14 protein-coding genes are annotated in these 19,530 nt (G+C 73.8%); 8 read left to right on the plus strand and 6 right to left on the minus strand.

Annotation, left to right across the window (positions count from 1 at the left end; all coding sequences use genetic code 11):
- Positions 1–6: 6 nt before the first annotated feature.
- Positions 7–963, plus strand: a complete 957-nt coding sequence (locus tag AB0I41_RS14630; RefSeq protein WP_357106637.1) for a carbohydrate ABC transporter permease — start codon at positions 7–9, stop codon at positions 961–963.
- A 46-nt stretch (positions 964–1,009) separates the two neighbouring features.
- Here the strand turns inward: AB0I41_RS14630 and AB0I41_RS14635 are convergent, their stop codons facing one another.
- Together AB0I41_RS14635 and AB0I41_RS14640 are read right to left on the minus strand one after the other, a co-directional pair.
- Positions 1,010–2,764: an ABC transporter ATP-binding protein gene (locus AB0I41_RS14635; protein ID WP_357106640.1), complete on the minus strand. Its 1,755-nt coding sequence runs from the start codon at positions 2,762–2,764 to the stop codon at positions 1,010–1,012.
- A complete protein-coding gene (locus tag AB0I41_RS14640) occupies positions 2,761–4,527 on the minus strand; it encodes an ABC transporter ATP-binding protein (protein WP_357106642.1) in 1,767 nt (588 codons plus the stop codon). Before AB0I41_RS14640 ends, AB0I41_RS14635 begins: the two co-directional genes overlap by 4 nt.
- Positions 4,528–4,735: 208 nt before the next feature.
- Here AB0I41_RS14640 and AB0I41_RS14645 point away from each other — a divergent pair, with 208 nt between their 5' ends.
- From AB0I41_RS14645 to AB0I41_RS14655, 3 genes are all read left to right on the plus strand, one after another.
- Positions 4,736–6,445 carry a bifunctional 3'-5' exonuclease/DNA polymerase gene (locus AB0I41_RS14645; protein ID WP_357106645.1) on the plus strand — a complete coding sequence of 570 codons (1,710 nt, stop codon included), beginning with the start codon at positions 4,736–4,738 and terminating at the stop codon, positions 6,443–6,445.
- 134 nt (positions 6,446–6,579) lie between these two features.
- The gene (locus tag AB0I41_RS14650) at positions 6,580–7,173 is read left to right on the plus strand and encodes a nucleotidyltransferase family protein (RefSeq protein ID WP_357106647.1); all 594 of its coding nucleotides are present in this window, start codon (positions 6,580–6,582) and stop codon (positions 7,171–7,173) included.
- 92 nt (positions 7,174–7,265) lie between these two features.
- Positions 7,266–7,766 (plus strand): hypothetical protein, encoded by a 501-nt coding sequence (locus AB0I41_RS14655; protein ID WP_357106649.1) that lies wholly within the window; start codon positions 7,266–7,268, stop codon positions 7,764–7,766.
- A 76-nt stretch (positions 7,767–7,842) separates the two neighbouring features.
- On the opposite strand, the gene AB0I41_RS14660 is transcribed toward AB0I41_RS14655, so the two are convergent.
- From AB0I41_RS14660 to AB0I41_RS14675, 4 genes are all read right to left on the minus strand, one after another.
- Positions 7,843–8,769 (minus strand): amidohydrolase family protein, encoded by a 927-nt coding sequence (locus tag AB0I41_RS14660; RefSeq protein WP_357106652.1) that lies wholly within the window; start codon positions 8,767–8,769, stop codon positions 7,843–7,845.
- Complete coding sequence (locus AB0I41_RS14665) at positions 8,766–9,575, minus strand: metal-dependent hydrolase (RefSeq protein ID WP_357106654.1); 810 nt, start codon at positions 9,573–9,575, stop codon at positions 8,766–8,768. Before AB0I41_RS14665 ends, AB0I41_RS14660 begins: the two co-directional genes overlap by 4 nt.
- A gap of 225 nt (positions 9,576–9,800) precedes the next feature.
- Positions 9,801–11,132 carry a glycosyltransferase family 4 protein gene (locus tag AB0I41_RS14670; RefSeq protein ID WP_357106657.1) on the minus strand — a complete coding sequence of 444 codons (1,332 nt, stop codon included), beginning with the start codon at positions 11,130–11,132 and terminating at the stop codon, positions 9,801–9,803.
- Between the two features lie 144 nt (positions 11,133–11,276).
- Positions 11,277–13,217, minus strand: coding sequence for an amylo-alpha-1,6-glucosidase (locus AB0I41_RS14675; protein WP_357106660.1), 1,941 nt, complete (start codon positions 13,215–13,217; stop codon positions 11,277–11,279).
- A gap of 45 nt (positions 13,218–13,262) precedes the next feature.
- Between AB0I41_RS14675 and AB0I41_RS14680 the strand changes: the two genes are divergently transcribed.
- From AB0I41_RS14680 to AB0I41_RS14695, 4 genes are all read left to right on the plus strand, one after another.
- On the plus strand, positions 13,263–15,971 hold the full coding sequence (locus tag AB0I41_RS14680) for a glucosidase (protein WP_357106663.1): 2,709 nt from the start codon (positions 13,263–13,265) through the stop codon (positions 15,969–15,971).
- A gap of 188 nt (positions 15,972–16,159) precedes the next feature.
- Complete coding sequence (locus tag AB0I41_RS14685; RefSeq protein ID WP_357106667.1) at positions 16,160–16,858, plus strand: HAD family hydrolase; 699 nt, start codon at positions 16,160–16,162, stop codon at positions 16,856–16,858.
- A gap of 28 nt (positions 16,859–16,886) precedes the next feature.
- A complete protein-coding gene (locus tag AB0I41_RS14690; protein WP_357106670.1) occupies positions 16,887–17,678 on the plus strand; it encodes a DUF4184 family protein in 792 nt (263 codons plus the stop codon).
- 469 nt (positions 17,679–18,147) lie between these two features.
- Complete coding sequence (locus AB0I41_RS14695; RefSeq protein WP_357106672.1) at positions 18,148–18,849, plus strand: L,D-transpeptidase family protein; 702 nt, start codon at positions 18,148–18,150, stop codon at positions 18,847–18,849.
- The last annotated feature ends 681 nt before the right edge of the window (positions 18,850–19,530 follow it).

The raw sequence follows: 19,530 nt of genomic DNA on the forward strand, positions 1-19,530 counted from the left end.
TGGACGATGAGCACGACGACACACGGTGGTCTGACCCGGCCCGACCAGTCTCCGCCCAGCAGGCAGACGCCGGCACGGGGGACCGAGTCCCGTACCGCCGCCGTCGGCGCGCGGATCTTCAACGGCTTCTCCCACCTGTTCCTGGCGGTCTGGGCCGTGATGGTGATCTACCCGTTGCTGTGGGTGGTGATGTCGGCGTTGAAGGACGACTCGGAGGTCATCCGCGAGCCGCTGTCGCTCATCCCCGACACGCTGCACTGGGACAACTTCAGCCGGGCCTGGGGTGAGGGTCACCTCGGCGCGTTCTTCCTGAACACCGTCCTGGTGCTGGTCGGCAGCGTCTTCCTGACCATGCTGCTCGGCTCGATGGCCGCCTACGTACTGGCCCGCTACGAGTTCCGCGGCAACCGGCTGATCTACTACATGTTCCTGTCCGGGCTGACCCTGCCCATCTACCTCGCCGCCGTGCCGCTGTTCAAGGGCGTCTACAACATGGGCGTCGTCTTCCCGCTGCTCGGCCCGAACAAGCACCTCATGCTGGTCGTGGTCTACGTCGCCTGGTCGCTGTCGTTCACGATCTTCTTCATGCACTCGTTCTTCCGGACGCTGCCGAACACGATCGCCGAGGCCGCGATGGTCGACGGTGCGTCACACAGTCGGCTGTTCTTCAGCGTCATGCTGCCGATGGCCAAGCCGGGCCTGATCAGCATCGGCATCTTCAACGTGCTCGGCCAGTGGAACCAGTGGTACCTGCCGACCCTGCTCATGCAGTCCGTCGCTGGCGAGCCGAAGAACCAGGTCATCTCCCAGGGTCTGATCGAACTCTCGGTCAACCAGGGCTACAAGTCCGACTGGTCGGGGCTCTTCGCCGGAGTGACCATGGCGATGCTGCCGGTGCTCATCGTCTACGTCGTCTTCCAGCGCCAGGTGCAGTCCGGCCTCACCGCCGGCGTCGGCAAGTAGACCGGCCGGCCGTACCCCCGGCGTGGTGCGCCCGGAGGGGCCCCGCTCATCGCGTGGCCCCTCCGGGCGCCTCGGCGTGCCAGGAGCGCCACAGGGCGGCGTACGCCCCGTCGGCGCGGACGAGTTCGTGATGGCTGCCGATCTCGGTGATCCGGCCGTCGGACAGGACGGCGACCCGGTCGGCGTCGTGGGCGGTGTTGAGCCGGTGCGCGATCGCGATGACGGTACGCCCGGTGAGCACGGCAGCGAGAGCCCGCTCGGTACGCCGGGCGGTGGTCGGGTCGAGGGCGGCGGTCGCCTCGTCGAGGATCAGCGTGTGCGGGTCGGCGAGCACCAGCCGCGCGAGGGCGAGCTGCTGGGCCTCGGCCGCGCCGAGTTGCCGGGCCCCGTCGCCGATCGGGGTGTCCAGGCCGTCGGGCAGCTCGGCGTACCAGTCGGCGCCCACGGTGCGCAGCGCGGACCGCATCTCGTCGTCGGAGGCGTCCGGGGCGGCGAAGGCGAGGTTGTCGCGCACCGAGCCGATGAAGACGTGGTGCTCCTGGGTCACCAGGGCGATCCGGCGGCGGCGCTCGGCCGGGTCGAGGTCGGTGACCGGGCAGCCGCCGATGCTGACCACGCCCTGCCGTGGCGCGTCGATCCCGGCGAGCAGCCGGGCCAGGGTGGACTTTCCGGCCCCCGACGGGCCGACCACGGCCAGCCGCTCGCCGGGCCGTACGTCCAGGTCGATGCCGTGCAGGACGTCGTGGCCGGCGGCGTAGGCGAACCGCGCCCCGCGTACGACGAGTCGGTCTCCCCGGGACGTGGCCGCCGTGCCGGGCGGCTCCGAGGCCACCAGGCCGACGCCGAGCACCCGGGCGAACGAGGCGAGGCCGCGCTGCGCCTGCTCCGTCCACTGCAGCAGCCGGTCCAGCGGCTCGATCGCCTGTTGCAGGTAGAGCGCGGCGGCGGCCACCGCGCCGAGCGAGACCATCCCCCGGGAGAACAGGTACCCGCCGACGAGCAGCACCGCGGCGACCGGCAGCGGATAGCTCGCCTCCACCACCGTGAAGAACACGGTGCGCAGCGCGAGCGTGGCCCGCCGGGTGGCCCACAGCCGGGCGATCCGGGCGGTGCCGTGCCGGATCCGGTCGTCGGCGATCCGGAGCGCCTCGACGGTGCGGGCGCCCTCTGCGGTGGCGGTCAGCGTTTCGGTCAGCTCGGCGGCGGCGGCACCCTCGGCGAGGTACGCGGAACTGGCCCGTCGCAGGTACCACCGGGTCACCGCCCAGATCGACGGCAGCGCGGCCAGCGCCACCAGACCGAGCAGCGGGTGCAGCAGGAAGATCGCCCCGAACAGCAGTGTCAGCTGCAGCGAGGCGATGACGATGGTGGGCACCACGTCCCGGACGGTGGTCCCGACGGTGGACACGTCGATGGAGCTGCGGACGGCCAGCTCCCCGGAGCCGGCCCGCTCGACGACGGAGACGGGCAGCCCGAGCGTCCGGCGGACGAACTCCTCGCGCAGGTGCGCGACGGCCCGCTCCCCGAATCGGTGGCCGGCGTACTGGGCGTACCGGGACAGCAGCGCCTGCGTCAGCACGCACCCGCAGATCGCCAGCGCCAGCCGGTCGACGGTGGCCGCACCCGCGCCCGCGGTGACCCGGTCGATGATCGTGCCCAGCAGCCACGGCGGGGCGAGGCCGGCGATCGCGGCGGCGCCGTGCAGCGCCAGCACGACCAGGACCGCCCGGCGGTCCCGGACGATCAGCTCGCGCAGCGCCCGGCGTACGGCGCGCCGGTCCGCCACCGGCAGCCGGCTCACCGGACGGCCCCCTCGGCGTCGGCGGGCCGGTCCAGCTCGGGGTCGGCGCTGTCCCGGGCCACCAGGCGCCGGTAGTCGAGGTCCCGTTCGAGCAGGTCGGTGTGGGTGCCGGTGGCGGCGATCCGGCCCGCCCGGAGGTGGGCGACCGTGTCGGCCCGGCCGAGCAGCAGCGGCGACGTGGCGAGCAGGAGCGTGGTCCGCCCGGCACGGGCGCTGCGCAGCCGCTCGGCGATCCGCGCCTCGGTGTGCGCGTCCACCGCCGATGTCGGGTCCACGAGGATCAGCACCTCCGGCTCGGCGAGCAGTGCCCGGGCCAGGCGTACCCGTTGGCGCTGGCCGCCGGAGAGCGTCCGGGCCCTCGCGTCGAGCGCGGTGGCGAGCCCGGCGGGGAGGGCGTCGGCGATGTCCATGGCGGACGCGGTCCGCAGGGCTGCGACGATCCGGTCGTCGGTGCCCGGCGCGGCGTGGTCGTCGCCGCCCGCCGGCCGGGGGAGCAGGATGTCGCGCAGCGTGCCGGCGAAGAGGTACGAGTCGTGGTCGGCGACCAGGATCCGGGCCCGCACCTCGTCCAGCGCGACCCCGGTCAGCGGCACACCATCCCAGGTGACGTCGCTGACGACGTACCGGCCGAGCCGGTCGGCCAGCGCGACCGCCGCCGCCGGGTCGTCGGCGGCCACGGCGGTCAGCCGGCCGGCGCGGACGGTCAGTCCGGTGAGCGGGTCGCGCAGGTCGGCGGGGTGGGCCGGCCCCCGATCGGCTGCCGGCCGGCGGGCGTCGGGCACGGTGCCCGCACCCCGCGCACCGGGTGCGGTCCGTGGGCCACCGACGTCGTCCGGGGTCAGGGCGAGCAGGGCGACGATCCGCCGGGCGGCGACCCGGCCCCGGATCAGCTGGTGGCTGCCCTCCAGCAGGAACCAGACCGGCACGATCAGGGTCGCCACGTAGCCGTAGACGGCGACCAGTTCCCCGATGCTGATCTCGCCCGTCACCGCCATCCGGGCCGCGAGCCAGACCACCGCCGCCAGGAACAGCCCGGGTATGGCCACCGTCGCCATGTCGATCCAGCTGTTGACCGCGCCGACCCGGTAGCCCTCGGCCAGCAGGTCCCGGGACCGGGCGGCGTACCGGCGGGCGAACAGGCCCCGGCCGCCGACCCCGGCGAGCACCCGCAGCCCGGCCACGATGTCACCGGACCGGGCGGTGAGCGCGCCCTGCTGCTGCCGGTAGACCGACTCTGCCCGTTCGAGGCGGCGCAGCAGGGGCCAGACGACCAGCCCGACCGCCGGCACGCCCAGCAGTACGCAGAGCGCGAGGAAGGGGGAGACCGACCAGAGCAGGACGGCGACGACCACGTACGCGACGACGGCGCCGACCCCCGGCCCGGTCATCGTCAGCGCCTGCGACGTCCATTCGATGTCGGAGCCACCGACGGTGGCCACCTCGCCCGCGGCGGACCGGCGCGGCAGCACCGCGCCGATCCGGGAGAGCTGCCGCAGGACGACGGCGGCGGACCGGGCCTTCGCGTCCTCCCGGATGAAGGTCATCGTGCGGTGCCGCATGATGCCCAGGTACGACAGGCCCACGCCCGCGATCACGATCGCCGCGACCCAGAGCGACAGGGCCTGGGTGTCGTGCGCGCGCAACCCGTCGTCCACGGCCCTGGAGATCAGGTAGGGCCGCACCGACAGCCCGACCATCCAGGCGGTGCCGAGAACGGTGCCGCGCAGTACCCGCCAGGGCTGACGGCGGACCAACCACCACATGTAGTGCAGCGGCCCCCTGGTATCCGGTGTCCCAGGCTCGGATTGGGGAATCTCTGGGGGCATCCGGACACGCTACCGAGCGGGCCGGCGCTCCACCGACCCGTTTGCCGGCTTCCTGGCGCTGCCTCCCGCCGCTACCCGGGGGCCGACCGGGGCGCCGGGCGCCTGGCGGGCGGTCGTCGAGCGGTGCGGGCCGGCGGTTCCGCCGGTGTCACAGGGGCGAGGCAGAATCGCGTCCGTGCTGGTGGCGGTGGTGGCGGACGAGCGGGGCGGGGGAGTGCTCCAGCCCCTCGACGCCCAGGGGTGTCCCGCCGGCGCGGCCGGCGCGGTCGTCGATCTCGCCACCGCCGTCGCCGCGCGGGAGGCCGCCGAGCACCCCCGCTGGGTCTGGGCGTCGGGGGCGACGCTCTACCCGGCGCTGCTGCGCGCCGGAGTCCGGGTCGAGCGCTGCCACGATGTCGAGTTGACCGAGGCGCTGCTGCTCGGCCACGCCGGTCGCTGGGGTGAGCCCCGGTCGCTCGCCGCCGCGCACGCCCGGCTCACCGGGGCCGCCGTGCCACCCGACCCGCCACCCCGGCCGCCCGCGCCGCCCGGGCACGGCCAGGGCGCCCTCTTCGACGCCGTCCCCGGCCCGCCGGGCCCGGGCATCGAGGCCCTGGTCGAGGTGTACGCCGACCAGCTCGCCCGGATCGCCGCGACCGCGCACCCGGGCCGGTTCCGACTGCTGGTCGCCGCCGAGTCGGCCGGCGCGCTGATCGCGGTGGAGATGGGCGCCGCCGGCCTGCCCTGGCGCACCGACGTGCACGACGAGATCCTCGCCGAGCTGCTCGGCGAGGCGTCCCCGGTCGGCGGGCCGCCCCGCCGGCTGGCCGAGTTGGCCGCCCGGATCGCCGACGCCTTCGGCGTACGCCAGGTGCACGCCGACTCCCCGGCGGAGCTGCTGCGCGCCTTCGCCCGGGCCGGGGTGGAGCTGCCCAACACCCGGGCCTGGGTGCTGCGCGGCGTCGACCACCCGGCGGTGCCGCTGGTCCTGGAATACAAGGAGCTCTACCGGATCTGGACGGCGCACGGCCGGGCCTGGCGGGACGCCTGGGTCCGCGACGGCCGCTTCCAGCCGGAGTACGTCCCCGGCGGCGTGGTCTCCGGCCGGTGGGCCACCCGGGGTGGCGGCGCGTTGCAGATCCCCAAGGTGATCCGGCGGGCGGTGGTGGCCGACCCGGGCCGGCGGTTGGTCGTCGCCGACGCCGGCCAGTTGGAGCCCCGGGTGCTCGCCGCGGTCTCCGGTGACGCCCGGCTCGCCGCGGCCGGCGGGGCGGGCGACCTCTACGCGGCCCTGGCCCAGGACGCCTTCGCCGGTGACCGGGCCCGGGCCAAGGTGGCCCTGCTCGGCGCGATGTACGGGCAGACCGGCGGGGCGGCGGTCCCCGCGCTGGCCGTGCTCAGGCGCAACTACCCGACCGCGTTCGGCTACGTGGAGGCGGCGGCCCGCACCGGGGAGGCGGGCGGCCTGGTCCGTTCCTGGCTCGGGCGCACCTGCCCGCCGGGCACCGCGGGCTTCGTCGACGGCGACGACGCGGGCGTCGATCCGGGCGCCGGCGCCGATCCGCAGTCCCCGCGCGCCCGGGCGGCCCGGTCCCGGGGCCGGTTCACCCGCAACTTCGTCATCCAGGCCACCGCCGCCGAGTGGGCCTCGACGCTGCTCGCCACGCTCCGCGGCGAGCTGGCCGGCACCGACGCCGAGCTGGTCTTCTTCCAGCACGACGAGGTGATGGTGCACTGCCCGGCCGAGCAGGCCGAGGCGGTCGCCGAGGCGGTCGGCCGGTCCGGCGAGCGGGCGTCCGCGCTGCTGTTCGGGGACACTCCGGTCCGGTTCCCGCTGGATCTGTCCATCGTCGACTGCTACGCCGACGCGGCATAGCGCACGATTTTCCCATTTGCCCCGCTACCCCGCGCCGGGGGCGCTCGTTGGGTCCGGTGTGCGTAACGGGCCGGGCAGCTCTGCTCCGGTCCGTCTTCACGACGGAGGTGGCGCAGCTGAACCGGATCGCAGGGATGATCATCGCAGCGGGCGGGGGACGCCGGATCGGCGGACCGGAGGCGCTCCTGCACCAGAGCGGCACGCCCCTGGTGAACCAGATGATCGACACGATGACCGAGGCGGGCTGCGAGCAGATCGTGGTGGTCCTGGGCGCGGCCGCCGACCAGGTGCGGGAGACCGTCGACCTGACCCGCGTCACGGTGGTGGTCAACCGTGCCTGGGGCACCGGGGTCGGCTCCTCCATCCGCGCCGGCCTGGCCGCGCTCACCGACGAGGGGATCGAGGCGGTGGTGGTGGTGCCGGTGGACATGCCGGGGCTCACCCCCGCGGCGGTACGCCGGGTGACCGCCCTGCCGTACCCGGACGTGCTGGTCTGCGCCACCTACGACGGGCTGCGCGGCTACCCGATGCTCTTCGGCCGGCGGCACTGGTCCGGCATCGCCACGCTGGCCAGCGCCGACGTCGGCGCCCGGCCCTACCTGCTGGCGCACAAGGACCACATCGTCGACATCGCCTGCGACTCGGTCGCCGACGGCAGCCGGATCGACACGCCGGAGCTGATGGCGCTCTACGGGCTCAGCGTCCCGCCGCAGCGCGTCGGCGTCTGAGGCGGCCCCGGCAACGGGCAGGCCGCCCCCTGCACTACGTTCGGGGACGCGACGCCCTTCGGCGGGCGCGCGGCGCGGGGGAGGTGCGGTCGATGTTCGCTGCGGTGGGGCGGCACATCGCCGGGGCGGTGGTCGCCTGGGTCGTGTTCACCGTCGAAGGCCTGGTCTGCTACCTCCTCCTGCTCGGGTACGCACTGGTCACCGGCGCCGCCGCCGGTGGCCCGCTGGCCGGGCCGGTGATGGTGCTGATGGCCGCGCTGGCCGGCCTGGTCCTGGTGCCGCTGGTCGTCGTTCCGGCCGGGGTGGTCGCCGAGCTGACCGGTCGCCGCCGCGGCGGTCTGGCCGGGACGCTGGCCGCCGCCGGCGTGGCCTGCGCACTTACCCTGCTCGCCGTCGTCGGTGTCGCACTCGTGGACGGTGGGTCCCCGCTCGGCTTCGCGGTGGCCTGCGCCGTGGGGGTGCTCCTGGTGCTCCCGCCGACCCTGACGCACGTCGGCATCGTGCGGGGCGCCCGGGAGGTGCCCCGACTGCTGGCCCGGCTCCGCAGGACCGGGGCGGCCGGCACCGACGCGCCGCCGGTCGCCACACGCTGACGGGTCCGCGCCCGGTGCCGCCGGCGTCGCGCGGTCCCACCCGCCCGACAGCGCTACCTCGGCGATCCGAAGTGGATCAGCAGACGGGCGGCGCCACCGTTCGGTCCAGGTCGAACAGGGTGGCGGCGTTGGCCCAGCAGACCGCGCGCAGCCAGTCGTCGCCGAGGTCGAGCCGGGCCAGCCCGGCGAGCTGCTCGGCGTACGGGTAGGGGAGGTTTGGGAAGTCGCTGCCCAGCAGCACCTTGCCGGCCAGCCCCAGCTCGCGCAGCCGGGGCAGCTCACCGGCGGGGAAGGGCACGAACCGGTCGAAGAACGGGGTGAACGCCATGGTGGTGTCGAGTCGCACCCGCTCGTACCGATCGGCCAGGTCGAGGAAGGCGGCGTAGTCGGGCGCGCCCAGGTGGGCCACGACCGCACTGAGCCCCGGATGCCGGGCCAGCAGGGCCGCGAATCCCTCCGGTCCGGTGTGCGCGGTGCCGACCGGGGCGTGCCCGGCGTGCACCACCACCGGCACGCCCGCCTCGGCGAGCAGCCCCCACACCGGGTCCAGCGCCGGATCGGTCGGCGCGAACCCGCCGACCTGGACGTGCAGTTTGAACACCTGAGCGCCGTCGTCCAGCGCCTCGGCGACGTACCGCGGCGCGTCCGGCTCGGGGAAGAAGGTCGCCGACGGCAGGCACTCCGGCGTGCTCCGGGCGAAGTCCAGCGTCCACCGGTTCAGCTCGGCAGCCATGCCGGGCCGGTGCGGGTACGCCAGCGCGCTGAACGCCCGTACGCCCATCCGCCGCAGGTGCGCGACCCGGTCGCTGTCGTTCCACCGGTACCGGATCGGCCACTCGGTGCCCACCAGTGGCCCGGCCGCGTCGAAGTACGCCCACACCCGGCGCAGCAGCCGGGGCGGCAGGAAGTGCACGTGCACGTCGGCCAGCCCCGGAAGGCCCAGTCGCCGCCAGAACGCCGGGACCTCGTCGTCGCCGGCCGGCGCCGGCCCGACCGTGGTCACACCTCGATGTTGAAGCGGTGCAGCACCGACGGCGCCACCAGCCCGACCGTGGCGAGCACGGAGAGCACGGTGAGCGCGGTGCGCAGCACGATCACCTCGGCCTTGCTGCCGGTACGCAGCGCGATGCTGTTCGGCAGGCCGATCATCGTCCACATTCGCCGTTTGATCGGGATGGGCCAGAGGATCGGCACGCCGGCCTTGGTGATCATGTCGCCGAGGATGTGCACGAAGCAGCCCACCCCGACGGCCAGCCCGATCATCGGGTAGCCCCGGTCGCCGGGCAGGTTGGCGAAGGTGAACCAGGCGGCGCCGGCCGAGGCCAGGGTGACGATGACCCAGCCGGCGCGCTCGGCCCACTCGTCGAACAGCCCCCGCAGGGCCAGGCCGATCATGAAGAACAGGATGCTCACCACGGCCCACTTGCCGTACGCGGCGCAGAGCGCGGTGGTGCCCCAGCCGACCAGGACGGTGAACGGGATGGTGTGGGTCAGCGTCCGGTGGCCGTTGTTGCGGCGCGGGTCGCGGCTCAGCTTCGTGGCGTAGTAGACGCCGAGCGAGATCTTCTCCATCACCTCGGCGATGAAGAGCGAGAAGACCCCGAAGGTGCGGGCCACCGTCGCGCCGCCCTGGTTGCGGGTGACCTTGCCGGAGAGGTCGAGGTCGGGGAAGAGTGCCCCGCCGGCGCAGACCGCGGTCCCGACGGCCAGCGCCAGCGGCGACTGGTGGTAGTCGGCGAACTGGTCCAGCGCCCACGAGCCGGTCAGCCACACCGCCGCGCCGGACAGCGCGTGGGACGGTCCCATCATGTCGGCTCGCCCTCCCCAGATCCTTGATCGACAAAGCTACGCCACTGTGTCAGAGCCGCCGCCGAGGGGCAATCACCCGGAGGGTCCACAGGGGAGAGTGTCCGGCGGCCGGCCGGAAGCGCTGCCGGATCACCAGGAAGTATGTCGCGTCGACCTACCGGTCGAATTCTTCTGTCAACCATGAGACGGTTGCGCCCGGCCCTGTCCGTCGGCGGGGTCCGGCCGTCAGCAGGCCGCGCCGTCCACCGCCAGCAGGTTGCCCTCGGGGATGGCGATCCGGGCCCGCGTGCCGGCGAGCAGCGCGGCGGCCCGTCGGGCCTGGAACGTGCCGTGTTCCCGCCGGGCGGTGGCGTAGCTGCCCGCGGTGCGGGCCGCGACGGTCGCCCAGCCGTACCGCCGGCTGACCATCGTGCGGGCGCGGCGGGCCACCCGGCGGGCGAAGACCTCGTCGCCGAGGAGCTGGTCCACCGCGCCGGCGAGGGCGTCCGGGTCGCTGTGCGGGAAGGTCACCCCGGTCACGCCGGGCTCGACGATCTCGGCCAGTCCGCCGGTGCTGGCCACCGCCAGCGGCGCGCCGGCCGCCGCGGCTTCGAGCGCCACCATGCCGAACGGCTCGTACATGCTGGGCACCACGGTGGCGTCGGTGGCGGCCAGCACCGCCGGCAGCTGGGTGGCGTCCAGGAAGCCGGCGAAGCGGACGGTGTCGCCCAGGTCCAGCCGCCGCGTCTGGTCGACCAGCTCCTCCCGGTACGGTCCGTCGCCGGCGATCACCACCCGCAGCCCCGGGTGCCGCCCGCGCAGGTACGGCACGGCGTGCACCAGGTGCTGGACGCCCTTCTCGTAGACCAGCCGGCCCGCGTACCCGACCAGCGGGCCGTCCCCGGCGAACCGGGCCCGGGCCGAGGCGACCGCCCGGGGACGGGCGTGCCAGGCCCGGTCGTCGACGCCGTTGGGGACCACGTCGACCCGGCCGGCCGGCACCTCGAAGAGCCGGGTGACCTGGTCGCGCATGTAGCCGGAGCAGGCGATCACCCGGCCGGATTCGCCGGTGAGCCACTGCTCGACGCCGTGGATGGTGCGGTTCATCTCCTCCGGCAGCCAGCCCTGGTGCCGGCCGGCCTCGGTGGCGTGGATGGTGCTGACCAGCGGGACGTCCAGGTGCTCGCGCAGGGTGATCGCGGTGTGCGCGACGAGCCAGTCGTGGGCGTGGATGACGTCGTACGTGCCGGACTCGGTGGCGCGCAGGGCGGCCCGGGTGAGGGTGTGGTTGAAGGCCATGGTCCAGGCCAGTAGGGAGCCGGTGGCGAGCGGGAAGGTGACCGGGTCCTCGGCGGCGCGCAGGATGCGTACGCCGTCGGCGTACTCCTCCAGGGGTGCGCCCTCGGCGTGCCGGGTGACGACGGTGACCTCGTGCCCGGCGGCGGCCAGGGCCACCGACAGCGCGTGCACGTGCCGGCCGAGCCCACCGACCAGCACCGGCGGGTACTCCCAGGAGAGCATCAGCACCCGCTGGTGCCGGGCGGGGTGGATGTCGATCACGGCGGCGTCAGGTGACATGAAGGCCCCCTTGGAGTTGTCCCCGTACGTGCGGCGGCCGGCACCCCCCATCGGTGCCCGTCGTCTCGCGTGGGTCGAGGCCCATCCTGCCGACCGCTGGATAACCAGCGGAGACGCCGTCGTTGCCGGGGTGTAACGCGTGGCCTAGCGGCCCCGCCGGACGCGCAGCAGTTCGGCGACCGACCAGGCCTGGAACGGGCAGCCGGTGGCGGCGTGCGGCGCGCTGCCGTCGGCCGTCTCGCTCACCGATCCCAGCCCGTAATCGCCCAAATGGCCCTCAAGCCCCACCAGAAGGTCATTGGTGGGCAGGTCGGCCTTCCGGTACGCGTCGACGAACGGCCCGATCAGCCACGGCCAGACGGTCCCCTGGTGGTAGGCGGTGTCCCGGTCGGCCGGCCCACCCCGGTGCCGGGCGGCGAAGTCGGGGGAGTCGGGGGAGAGGCTGCGCGGGCCGAGCGGGGTGAACAGCCCGGCCGCCACCCGGCGCAGCACCCCCGGGCCCGGCTCCAGCGGGGCGTACGGCAGGGACCAGGCCAGCAGCTGGTTGGGGCGCAGCAGGTCGTCGTCGTGGTACGCCGCCCCGCCCAGCGGGTACGCCGGCGCGGGCGCGTCCACCACGTCGTGCAGCCAGCCGGCCGGCGCGGGGAACCGCCTGCCGAACGACTCCCGGGCCCGGGCGTGCAGCCGCCGCAGCTCGGCCGCGTCCCGGCCGGCCAGCTCGGTCAGCTCGGCCAGGCCCGCCAGCCCGTTGATCCACAGCGCGTTGACCTCGACCGGCTTGCCGGTGCGCGGCGTCACCGGCGCCCCGTGGACCCGGGCGTCCATCCAGGTCAGCGCGGTGCCCGGGGCCCCGCCCTGGGTGATCAGGCCGTCGGCCGGGTCGACCGCGATGCCGTACCGGGTGCCGGCCAGGTGCGCCTGCACCACGCCGTGCAGCGCCGGCAGCAGCTCGGCCGCGAGGTCGGCGTCCCCGGTGCGGGTCACGTGCCGGCTCACCGCGTGCAGGAACCACAGCGTCGCGTCGACGGTGTTGTACTCCACCCGCCCGGTGTCGGCGGTGTTCGCGAGCATCCCCTCCGACAGCGTCGCCGCGTACGACCGCAGCAGCGCCCGCCCCTCGTCGGCCCGCCCGGTGCACAGGAACAGCCCCTCGTACGAGGTCATGGTGTCCCGCGACCAGGCCCCGAACCAGGGGTAGCCGGCCACCACGTCCGGCCCGGCGCCGGTGCGCACCACGAACGCGTCCGCGGCCAGGGTGAGGGTGGCCTCGACCGGGTCGGCCGGCTTCGCCGCCGCCACCACCGCCCGGTGCCGCCGGCGGGCCGCCGCCACCACCTCGGTCGCCGCCGGCGGCTCGTCGGCCAGGTCGCCGGCCCAGGCCAGCACCGACACCGTGTCGCCCGGGCGGTCCAACGCGCCGGTGAAGCGGCCGGCGTACCAGAGGTCCTCCTCCGGGTGCAGGCCGCGCGCCGCCTCCTCGCGGTGGTGCACGCCGAGCCACCACCGCCCCTGGGGCGTCCAGCCCGGCCCGGCCAGCCGGAACGAGCCTGCCACCACCGCGCCGCCGTCGACCGGCTCCATCCGGGGCGCCGGGCCGTCCGCGCGGCGCTCGCCGTGCGCGTCCCGCCAGGTGCAGGCCGCCGAGAGGTCCAGCCGGACCGGGCCGCCGGCGACCAGCCGGTGCACCACCGCCACGCAGGAGCGGCCGTGCGTCATCGCCAGCTCCCGCTCGATCACCACGTCGCCGATCCGCCAGCGCCAGCGCGGCAGCCCGTCGACCAGGTCGAAGCGCTCCAGCAGTTCGAAGCCGCGCGGGTCGACCACGCCCGAGGACCACTCGTGCGCACCGAGGCGCACCCTCGCCCCGGACGGCCACGTCACCGCCGGGTCCAGGCTCACCAGTCCCACCCGGCGGGACGCCGGGGTCTCCCCGGCCACCACCAGCAGGCCGTGGTAGCGCCGGGTACGCAGCCCGCTCACCGTGCCCATCGCGTACCCGCCGAGGCTGTCGGTGACCAGCCATTCCCGGGTCGTCCCGCCGGTCAGCTCGCCGCAGATCTGCGGACCGAAACCGATCTCGATCAACTAGTTTCCTCCTGCGGCGGCGAGGTGTGACACGCCACGACGACAATGGCCGTTGTGGTGAAGTACCCCGGCGGCGTCGAAGATGTGCACGTGTTCACCGACAGTTCGCCCTCCGACGCGCCGTCCCCCGACCCTGAGCGGCTCCGGCTGGCCCAGGCCGACGCCGGGGAGCAGGACTGGCGCGCATGGGGTCCCTATCTGTCCGAGCGGGCGTGGGGGACGGTACGGGAGGACTACAGCGAGCACGGTACGGCCTGGGACTACTTCCCGCACGACCACGCGCGGTCCCGAGCCTACCGGTGGAACGAGGACGGCATGGCGGGCGTCTGCGACGACCGGCAGACCTTCTGCTTCGCCCTCGCGCTCTGGAACGGCGTGGACCCGATCCTCAAGGAGCGGATGTTCGGCCTCGGCGGTGACGGCGGCAACCACGGCGAGGACGTCAAGGAGTACTGGTGGTACGAGGACTCCACGCCCACGCACTCCTGGATGCGCTGGCGCTACCACTACCCGCAGGCCGCCTTCCCGTACGACGAGCTGGTCGCCGTCAACGCGCTGCGCGCCCGGGACGAGACCGAGTACGAGCTGGTCGACACCGGGATCTTCGACGACGACCGGTACTGGGCGGTGACCGTCGACTACGCCAAGGCGTCGCCGACCGACATGTGCGTCGTGGTGACCGTGGCCAACCGGGCCGACGAGGCGGCCACCCTGCACGTGCTGCCCACGCTCTGGTTCCGCAACACCTGGGCCTGGGGGCTGCCCGGCGCCGACCGGGTGCCCCGGCTGGTCGGCGAGGGCTCCCGGCTGGTCGGTGAGCACTGGGTGCTGGGCCAGGTCCTGCTCGAAGGCGACGGCGAGCCGACCCCGCTGCTCTGCGACAACGACACCAACGCCGAGCGGCTGTGGGGGCTGACCGGGCGGTCGCCGTACCCGAAGGACGGCATCAACGACCACGTCGTGGCCGGCGCGGCCACGGTCAACCCGGCGCGGGAGGGGACCAGGGGGGCGCTGCACTACGTCCTCGACGTGCCGGCCGGCGGCCAGCGGCAGATCCGGCTGCGGCTGACCCGCACCGCCCCGCCGCCCGGCGGCACCCCGCCGCCCCCGGCGGACCTGGGCGACGGCTTCGACGCGGTGGTCTGGGCCCGGCGGGCCGAGGCCAACCGGTTCTTCGCCGGCGTCATCCCGGCGGCGGCCACCGCCGACGAGGCCCTGGTCGCCCGGCAGGCCATCGCCGGGCTGATGTGGGGCAAGCAGTTCTACCACTTCGACGTCAAGCGGTGGCTGGAGGGCGATCCCGGCTCCGCGCCGCCACCGGCCGGCCGCCGGCACGGGCGCAACAGCGCCTGGTGGCACATGAACAGCTTCGACGTGATCTCCATGCCCGACCCCTGGGAGTACCCCTGGTACGCCGCCTGGGACCTGGCCTTCCACTGCGTCACCATCGCCCGGGTCGACCCCGGCTTCGCCAAGGACCAGCTGCTGCTCCTGCTCCGCGAGTGGTACCTGCACCCCAACGGGCAGATCCCGGCGTACGAGTGGGCGTTCGGCGACGTCAACCCGCCGGTGCACGCCTGGGCGGCGCTGAAGGTGTTCGAGATCGACGGCGGCCGGGACCACGAGTTCCTCGCCCGGGTGATGCACAAGCTGCTGCTCAACTTCACCTGGTGGGTCAACCGCAAGGACACCGGCGGCAACAACGTCTTCGAGGGCGGCTTCCTCGGGCTGGACAACGTCGGCCCGTTCGACCGGTCGGCGGCGCTGCCGGTGGCCGGGGTGCTGGAGCAGTCCGACGGCACCGGCTGGATGGCGATGTACGCGCTCAACCTGCTGGACATGGCCGTCGTGCTCGCCGAGCACGACCGGGCGTACGTGGACACCGCCACCAAGTTCTTCGAGCACTTCGCGTACATCGCCGCGGCGGCGTACTCACAGGGGCTCTGGGACGACGAGGACGCCTTCTTCTACGACGTGCTCCGGCTGGCCGACGGCAGCCAGGTGCCGCTGAAGGTCCGCTCGGTGGTCGGGCTGCTGCCGCTGGCCGCCACCACCCGGCTCACCGCGCGTACCCTGCAACGCCTGCCCGAGCTGGGCGCCCGGCTGCGCTGGTTCCTCGCCCACCGCCCCGAGTACGCCGACGTGATCGGCGCCCGCCGGCTCGGGCCGGACGGCCGCCAGCAGCGGCTGCTCTCCATGGTCGGCCCGGAGCAGGTGGTCCGGCTGCTCGCCCGGATGCTCGACCCCGACGAGTTCCTCTCCGACTACGGCCTGCGCACGCTGAGCCGGGCGCACCTGGACAAGCCCTTCGCGGTGACCCTCGGCGGGCAGGAGTTCCGCGTCGGCTACGAGCCGGCCGAGTCGACCAGCGGCCTGTTCGGCGGCAACTCCAACTGGCGCGGCCCGATCTGGATGCCGACGAACTTCCTGCTGATCAGCGCGCTGCGCGACTACGCCGCATTCTTCGGCGACGACCTCCAGGTCGAGTACCCGACCCGCTCCGGGCGCAAGTGCACGCTGGACGAGATCGCCGACGACCTGTCCGTCCGGTTGATCTCGCTGTTCACCCGGGACGGCTGGGGCCGGCGGCCGATCTACGGCGCCGCCCAGCTCTTCCAGACCCACCCGGACTGGCGGGACCTGATCTGCTTCCCGGAGTACTTCCACGGCGACAACGGCGCCGGCCTGGGGGCCTGGCACCAGACCGGGTGGACGGCGCTGGTCGCCGACCTCATCCTCACCCTGCGCCGCTGACCGGCCGGGGCGGCCGGCTGCGCCCCGGCACCAGGAGCAGCGGGAGGAGATGATCGTGGTCCGGTCGCTCGTCGGGCCCTGACCGGGCGGGCCCGGCCGCGTGCCGGACGCCACGTCCGGCGGAACCCGGATGACCCGGCCGGCGGCGCGCAGTAGCGTGTCCCGGACGCCAGACCGGGAGGGGAACAATGGAACAGCGCCGGGACGCGGCGGTGCTCGTCTTCGACGCCGACGACACGCTCTGGGAGAACAACCTCGTCTTCGAGCGGGTGATCGACGACTTCCTGGAGTGGCTGGAGCACCCGACGCTGGACCGGACGCAGATCCGGGCCGTGCTGGACGACATCGAACGCGCCAACGCGGTCGTCCACGGGTACGGCAGCAAGGTCTTCCTGCGCAGCCTCGGCGAGTGCCTGGAGCGGCTGCGCGAGCGACCGGCCACCGAGCGGGAGCGCCGGGAGATCGACGAGCTGGCCGCCGCCCTCGTCGCCCACCAGGTGGAGCTGATGCCCGGCGTCGCCGACACCCTGGACGCCCTCGCCGGCCGGTACGACCTGCTGCTGCTGACGAAGGGCGACCGGGAGGAGCAGCAGCGCAAGCTCGACGCCTGCGGGCTGCTGCACCACTTCGACGCCGCGCACATCGTGATGGAGAAGGACGTCGACACCTACCGCTGGCTGGCCCGGGAGCACAACTTCGACCCGGCCCGGGCCTGGATGATCGGCAACTCCCCGAAGTCCGACATTCTGCCGGCCCGGGCCGCGGGCATGAACGCGGTGTTCATCCCGAACGACAACACCTGGGTGCTGGAGCACGACGAACTCGACCCGGCCGACGAGGGCGTGCTGCGCCTGACCGGGTTCACCGAGCTGCTTCGGCACTTCTGATCGGACGCCGACCGGTAAGGTCCGGTCCGTGCCCCTGACGTTCCCGTCGCACCTGGCGCCGGTGCTGCCGCTGAAGCTGTGGCGACCGCGCTGGTTCGACGGGGTCGCCCTGGCCACCGGCGCGGTGTCGCCGGACGTCGGCTACCTGCTCACCGGCACCCGGTTCGAGCTGGGCATGCGCACCCACACCGTGGGCGGGCTGCTCTGGTGGTGCCTGCCGGTCGCGCTGGCCTACGCCTGGATCGTCCGCCGCACGGTGGCCGGGATCGCGGTGCACCTGCCCGCCGAACGGCTGTTCGCCTGGCGGGACCATGCGGCCCTCGGTGCGGTCCGGCACCCCTGGCAGGTCACGGCCTGTTCGGCGGTGATCGGCGCGGCCAGCCACGTGGCCTGGGACCGGGTCACGCACACCGAGCGCTGGCTGCGCCTGGTGGGGATCCAGGACTTCCACGCGATCACCGGCATGTACTGGTGGTTCTTCTCGGACCTGGTCAGCACCGCGGTGGGCGGCGCCGTCGTGGTCGCCCTGGCACTGCGGGCGGCCCGCCGGGGTGAGATCTTCGAGGGCGTACGGCCGCCCGCCCCGGTGGCGCGGCCCGCCGTCTTCTGGGGCGTGGCCGGGTCGGTCGGCGCGGCCGGGGCGACGGTGCTGCCGCAGCTGCCGGCCGCCACCGTCCCCGCCCCCGCCGGGGTGCGGCTGCTGCACCTGGCGGCCCTCGCGCTCATCGCCGGCGCCGGGGCGGCGAGAGCGCTTCCCGCCGGCCGGCCGCTGCCTGGCGAGACGGGTCGCTTCGAGGAGAAACAGCGTCAACCCGGCTGACCGCGTTACGCGGACGTGCCGCATTTCAGGATTGTCATCAATCACATTCACCGGGGCGCGGGAATGCTTGTCCGGGCGATGGCGCGATGCCTAACCTGGGCGCGCGTTCACGGCTCTTCGGGGTGAGTCGGGACCGCACCGAAGTCCGGTAGTTGGGCACCGTGGAGCTGAGTGCAGGCGGGCCGGCTCGCCGTGCTGGGCCCGGCGTGGGCGGCGTGCCACGCCCGCCGCGCCCACATCGGCGAATCCGCTACCACGCCGGACGGCTGGTGGTCAGGGCCGGGGAGTTGCGGACCCGGTCCTGACCCGCCCGGCGAAAATGTTTCCCGTTCCGATCCCTCTTCTCCAACGTGAAGTGCAAGCGTCGGCCACGCCATGCGCGTTACATCGACTCGCCGAAATTGCGGGAAGAGATCCGTCACCATTTCCTGGGCACCGCGAAAGCGGCCGGGATGCGATCATGCTGCGAATGGAACCGACACCAGTCGCCGGTGACCCCGTCGGGACGCCGACGGGCCGGGCGAAGCCGATCCCGCCGCCCAACCGGGCCTCCCGGTTGACCACCCTGCCCGCCGCGACCACCCAGGTCGTCATCGTCACCGGCGAGAGCTACAGCACCACCTACGCCACTCTGGAGACGTTCCACAAGGTCGGCGGTCACTGGGTGGCGGTCTCGGCGCCGCTGCCGGCCCGGATCGGCTCCAGGGGGTTCAGCGACAACCACAAGGAGGGTGTGCCGGACACACCCACCGGGGTCTACTCGTTCGGCCCGACCATGTATGGCATCGCCGCGAACCCCGGTGTGCGCTACCCGTACCACCCGGTCGTGCAGTACGACTGGTGGAACGAGAACCCGGACTCGGCCGCGTACAACACGTTCCAGCACACCACCACCAACCCGGGTGGCTACAGCGAGGCGCTGTGGACCGAGAAGCCGGCGTACACCCACTTCGCGGTGATCACCTACAACATGCCGCCGAACGTGGCCAAGCCCGTCCCCGGGGCCGGCAGCGGGATCTTCCTGCACGAGTACAGCACCTCGAGCGGCAACGCCACCGCCGGCTGCGTGAGCATGTCGCACGCCAACCTGGTCTCCGTGCTCACCTGGCTGGACCCGGCCCGCTCGCCGCGGATCGTGATGTGCCCGGTCCAGAACCTGAGCCGCTACTAGCGCCTTCCGAGTGCGTCAGGAGCCTCCGGCCGAACGGCCGGAGGCTCCTGTCTCCCTGGAGCCGCGCCGCAAAGTAGCCGAAAGACAGCAGCGCGTATATCCGCCGTTCCTAGCCTCCACCCGACGTGTCTGTCTATGGACCGGAGGGTTACGGGTGAAGAGACGATCAGGAGGTCCCCTTGTCGGGGGGCTGGTGCTGGCGTTGGTGGCCACGCTCGGCGGGATGGAGGTTATGCCGGACGAGGAGCCTGGCGGCGTCGTCCCGGTGGCGAGTGCCAAGGAGGACGACGGTTTTCTGTCGAAGCTGGGCAATGCCGCCCGTGATCTGGTCAGCGATGGGCCGGGCAGGGCCAGGCCGGAGGTGGTCAGCGCCGGCCTGGTGGTGAACGAGAAGCCGCCTGTGGCGAAGGTGTGGCCGGCGCAGAAGCGGGTGAAGGAGCTGGTCGGCAAGCGGACGGCGAACAGCAAGGTCTACCAGCTTTCCGACGGGCGTACCCAGGCGGAGATCTCGGCGGTGCCGAATACCTTCACCAGCCTCTTCGGGGACAGCTCGGACGAGCTGGTCCGCTTCGAGCAGGACGGCCGGAGCATTGAGCTGGGCCTGGCGGGCGCGGCGAAGGGCGTGACGCCGAAGGTTTCCGGTTCCACGGTCACCTACCCGGGGTTGGCCGGTGGGGCGGA

The sequence above is a fragment of the Micromonospora sp. NPDC050200 genome, assembly GCF_040656135.1.
Classification (GTDB): Bacteria; Actinomycetota; Actinomycetes; order Mycobacteriales; family Micromonosporaceae; genus Micromonospora.

Bases quoted from the DNA above. Each gene is read 5' to 3' on its own strand.
- AB0I41_RS14630 (WP_357106637.1), top strand. From the start codon at position 7: ATGAGCACGACGACACACGGTGGTCTGACCCGGCCCGACCAGTCTCCG.
- AB0I41_RS14640 (WP_357106642.1), bottom strand. From the start codon at position 4,527: ATGTGGTGGTTGGTCCGCCGTCAGCCCTGGCGGGTACTGCGCGGCACC.
- AB0I41_RS14650 (WP_357106647.1), top strand. From the start codon at position 6,580: ATGATCATCGCAGCGGGCGGGGGACGCCGGATCGGCGGACCGGAGGCG.
- AB0I41_RS14655 (WP_357106649.1), top strand. From the start codon at position 7,266: ATGTTCGCTGCGGTGGGGCGGCACATCGCCGGGGCGGTGGTCGCCTGG.
- AB0I41_RS14665 (WP_357106654.1), bottom strand. From the start codon at position 9,575: ATGATGGGACCGTCCCACGCGCTGTCCGGCGCGGCGGTGTGGCTGACC.
- AB0I41_RS14670 (WP_357106657.1), bottom strand. From the start codon at position 11,132: ATGTCACCTGACGCCGCCGTGATCGACATCCACCCCGCCCGGCACCAG.
- AB0I41_RS14680 (WP_357106663.1), top strand. From the start codon at position 13,263: ATGGCCGTTGTGGTGAAGTACCCCGGCGGCGTCGAAGATGTGCACGTG.
- AB0I41_RS14685 (WP_357106667.1), top strand. From the start codon at position 16,160: ATGGAACAGCGCCGGGACGCGGCGGTGCTCGTCTTCGACGCCGACGAC.
- AB0I41_RS14695 (WP_357106672.1), top strand. From the start codon at position 18,148: ATGGAACCGACACCAGTCGCCGGTGACCCCGTCGGGACGCCGACGGGC.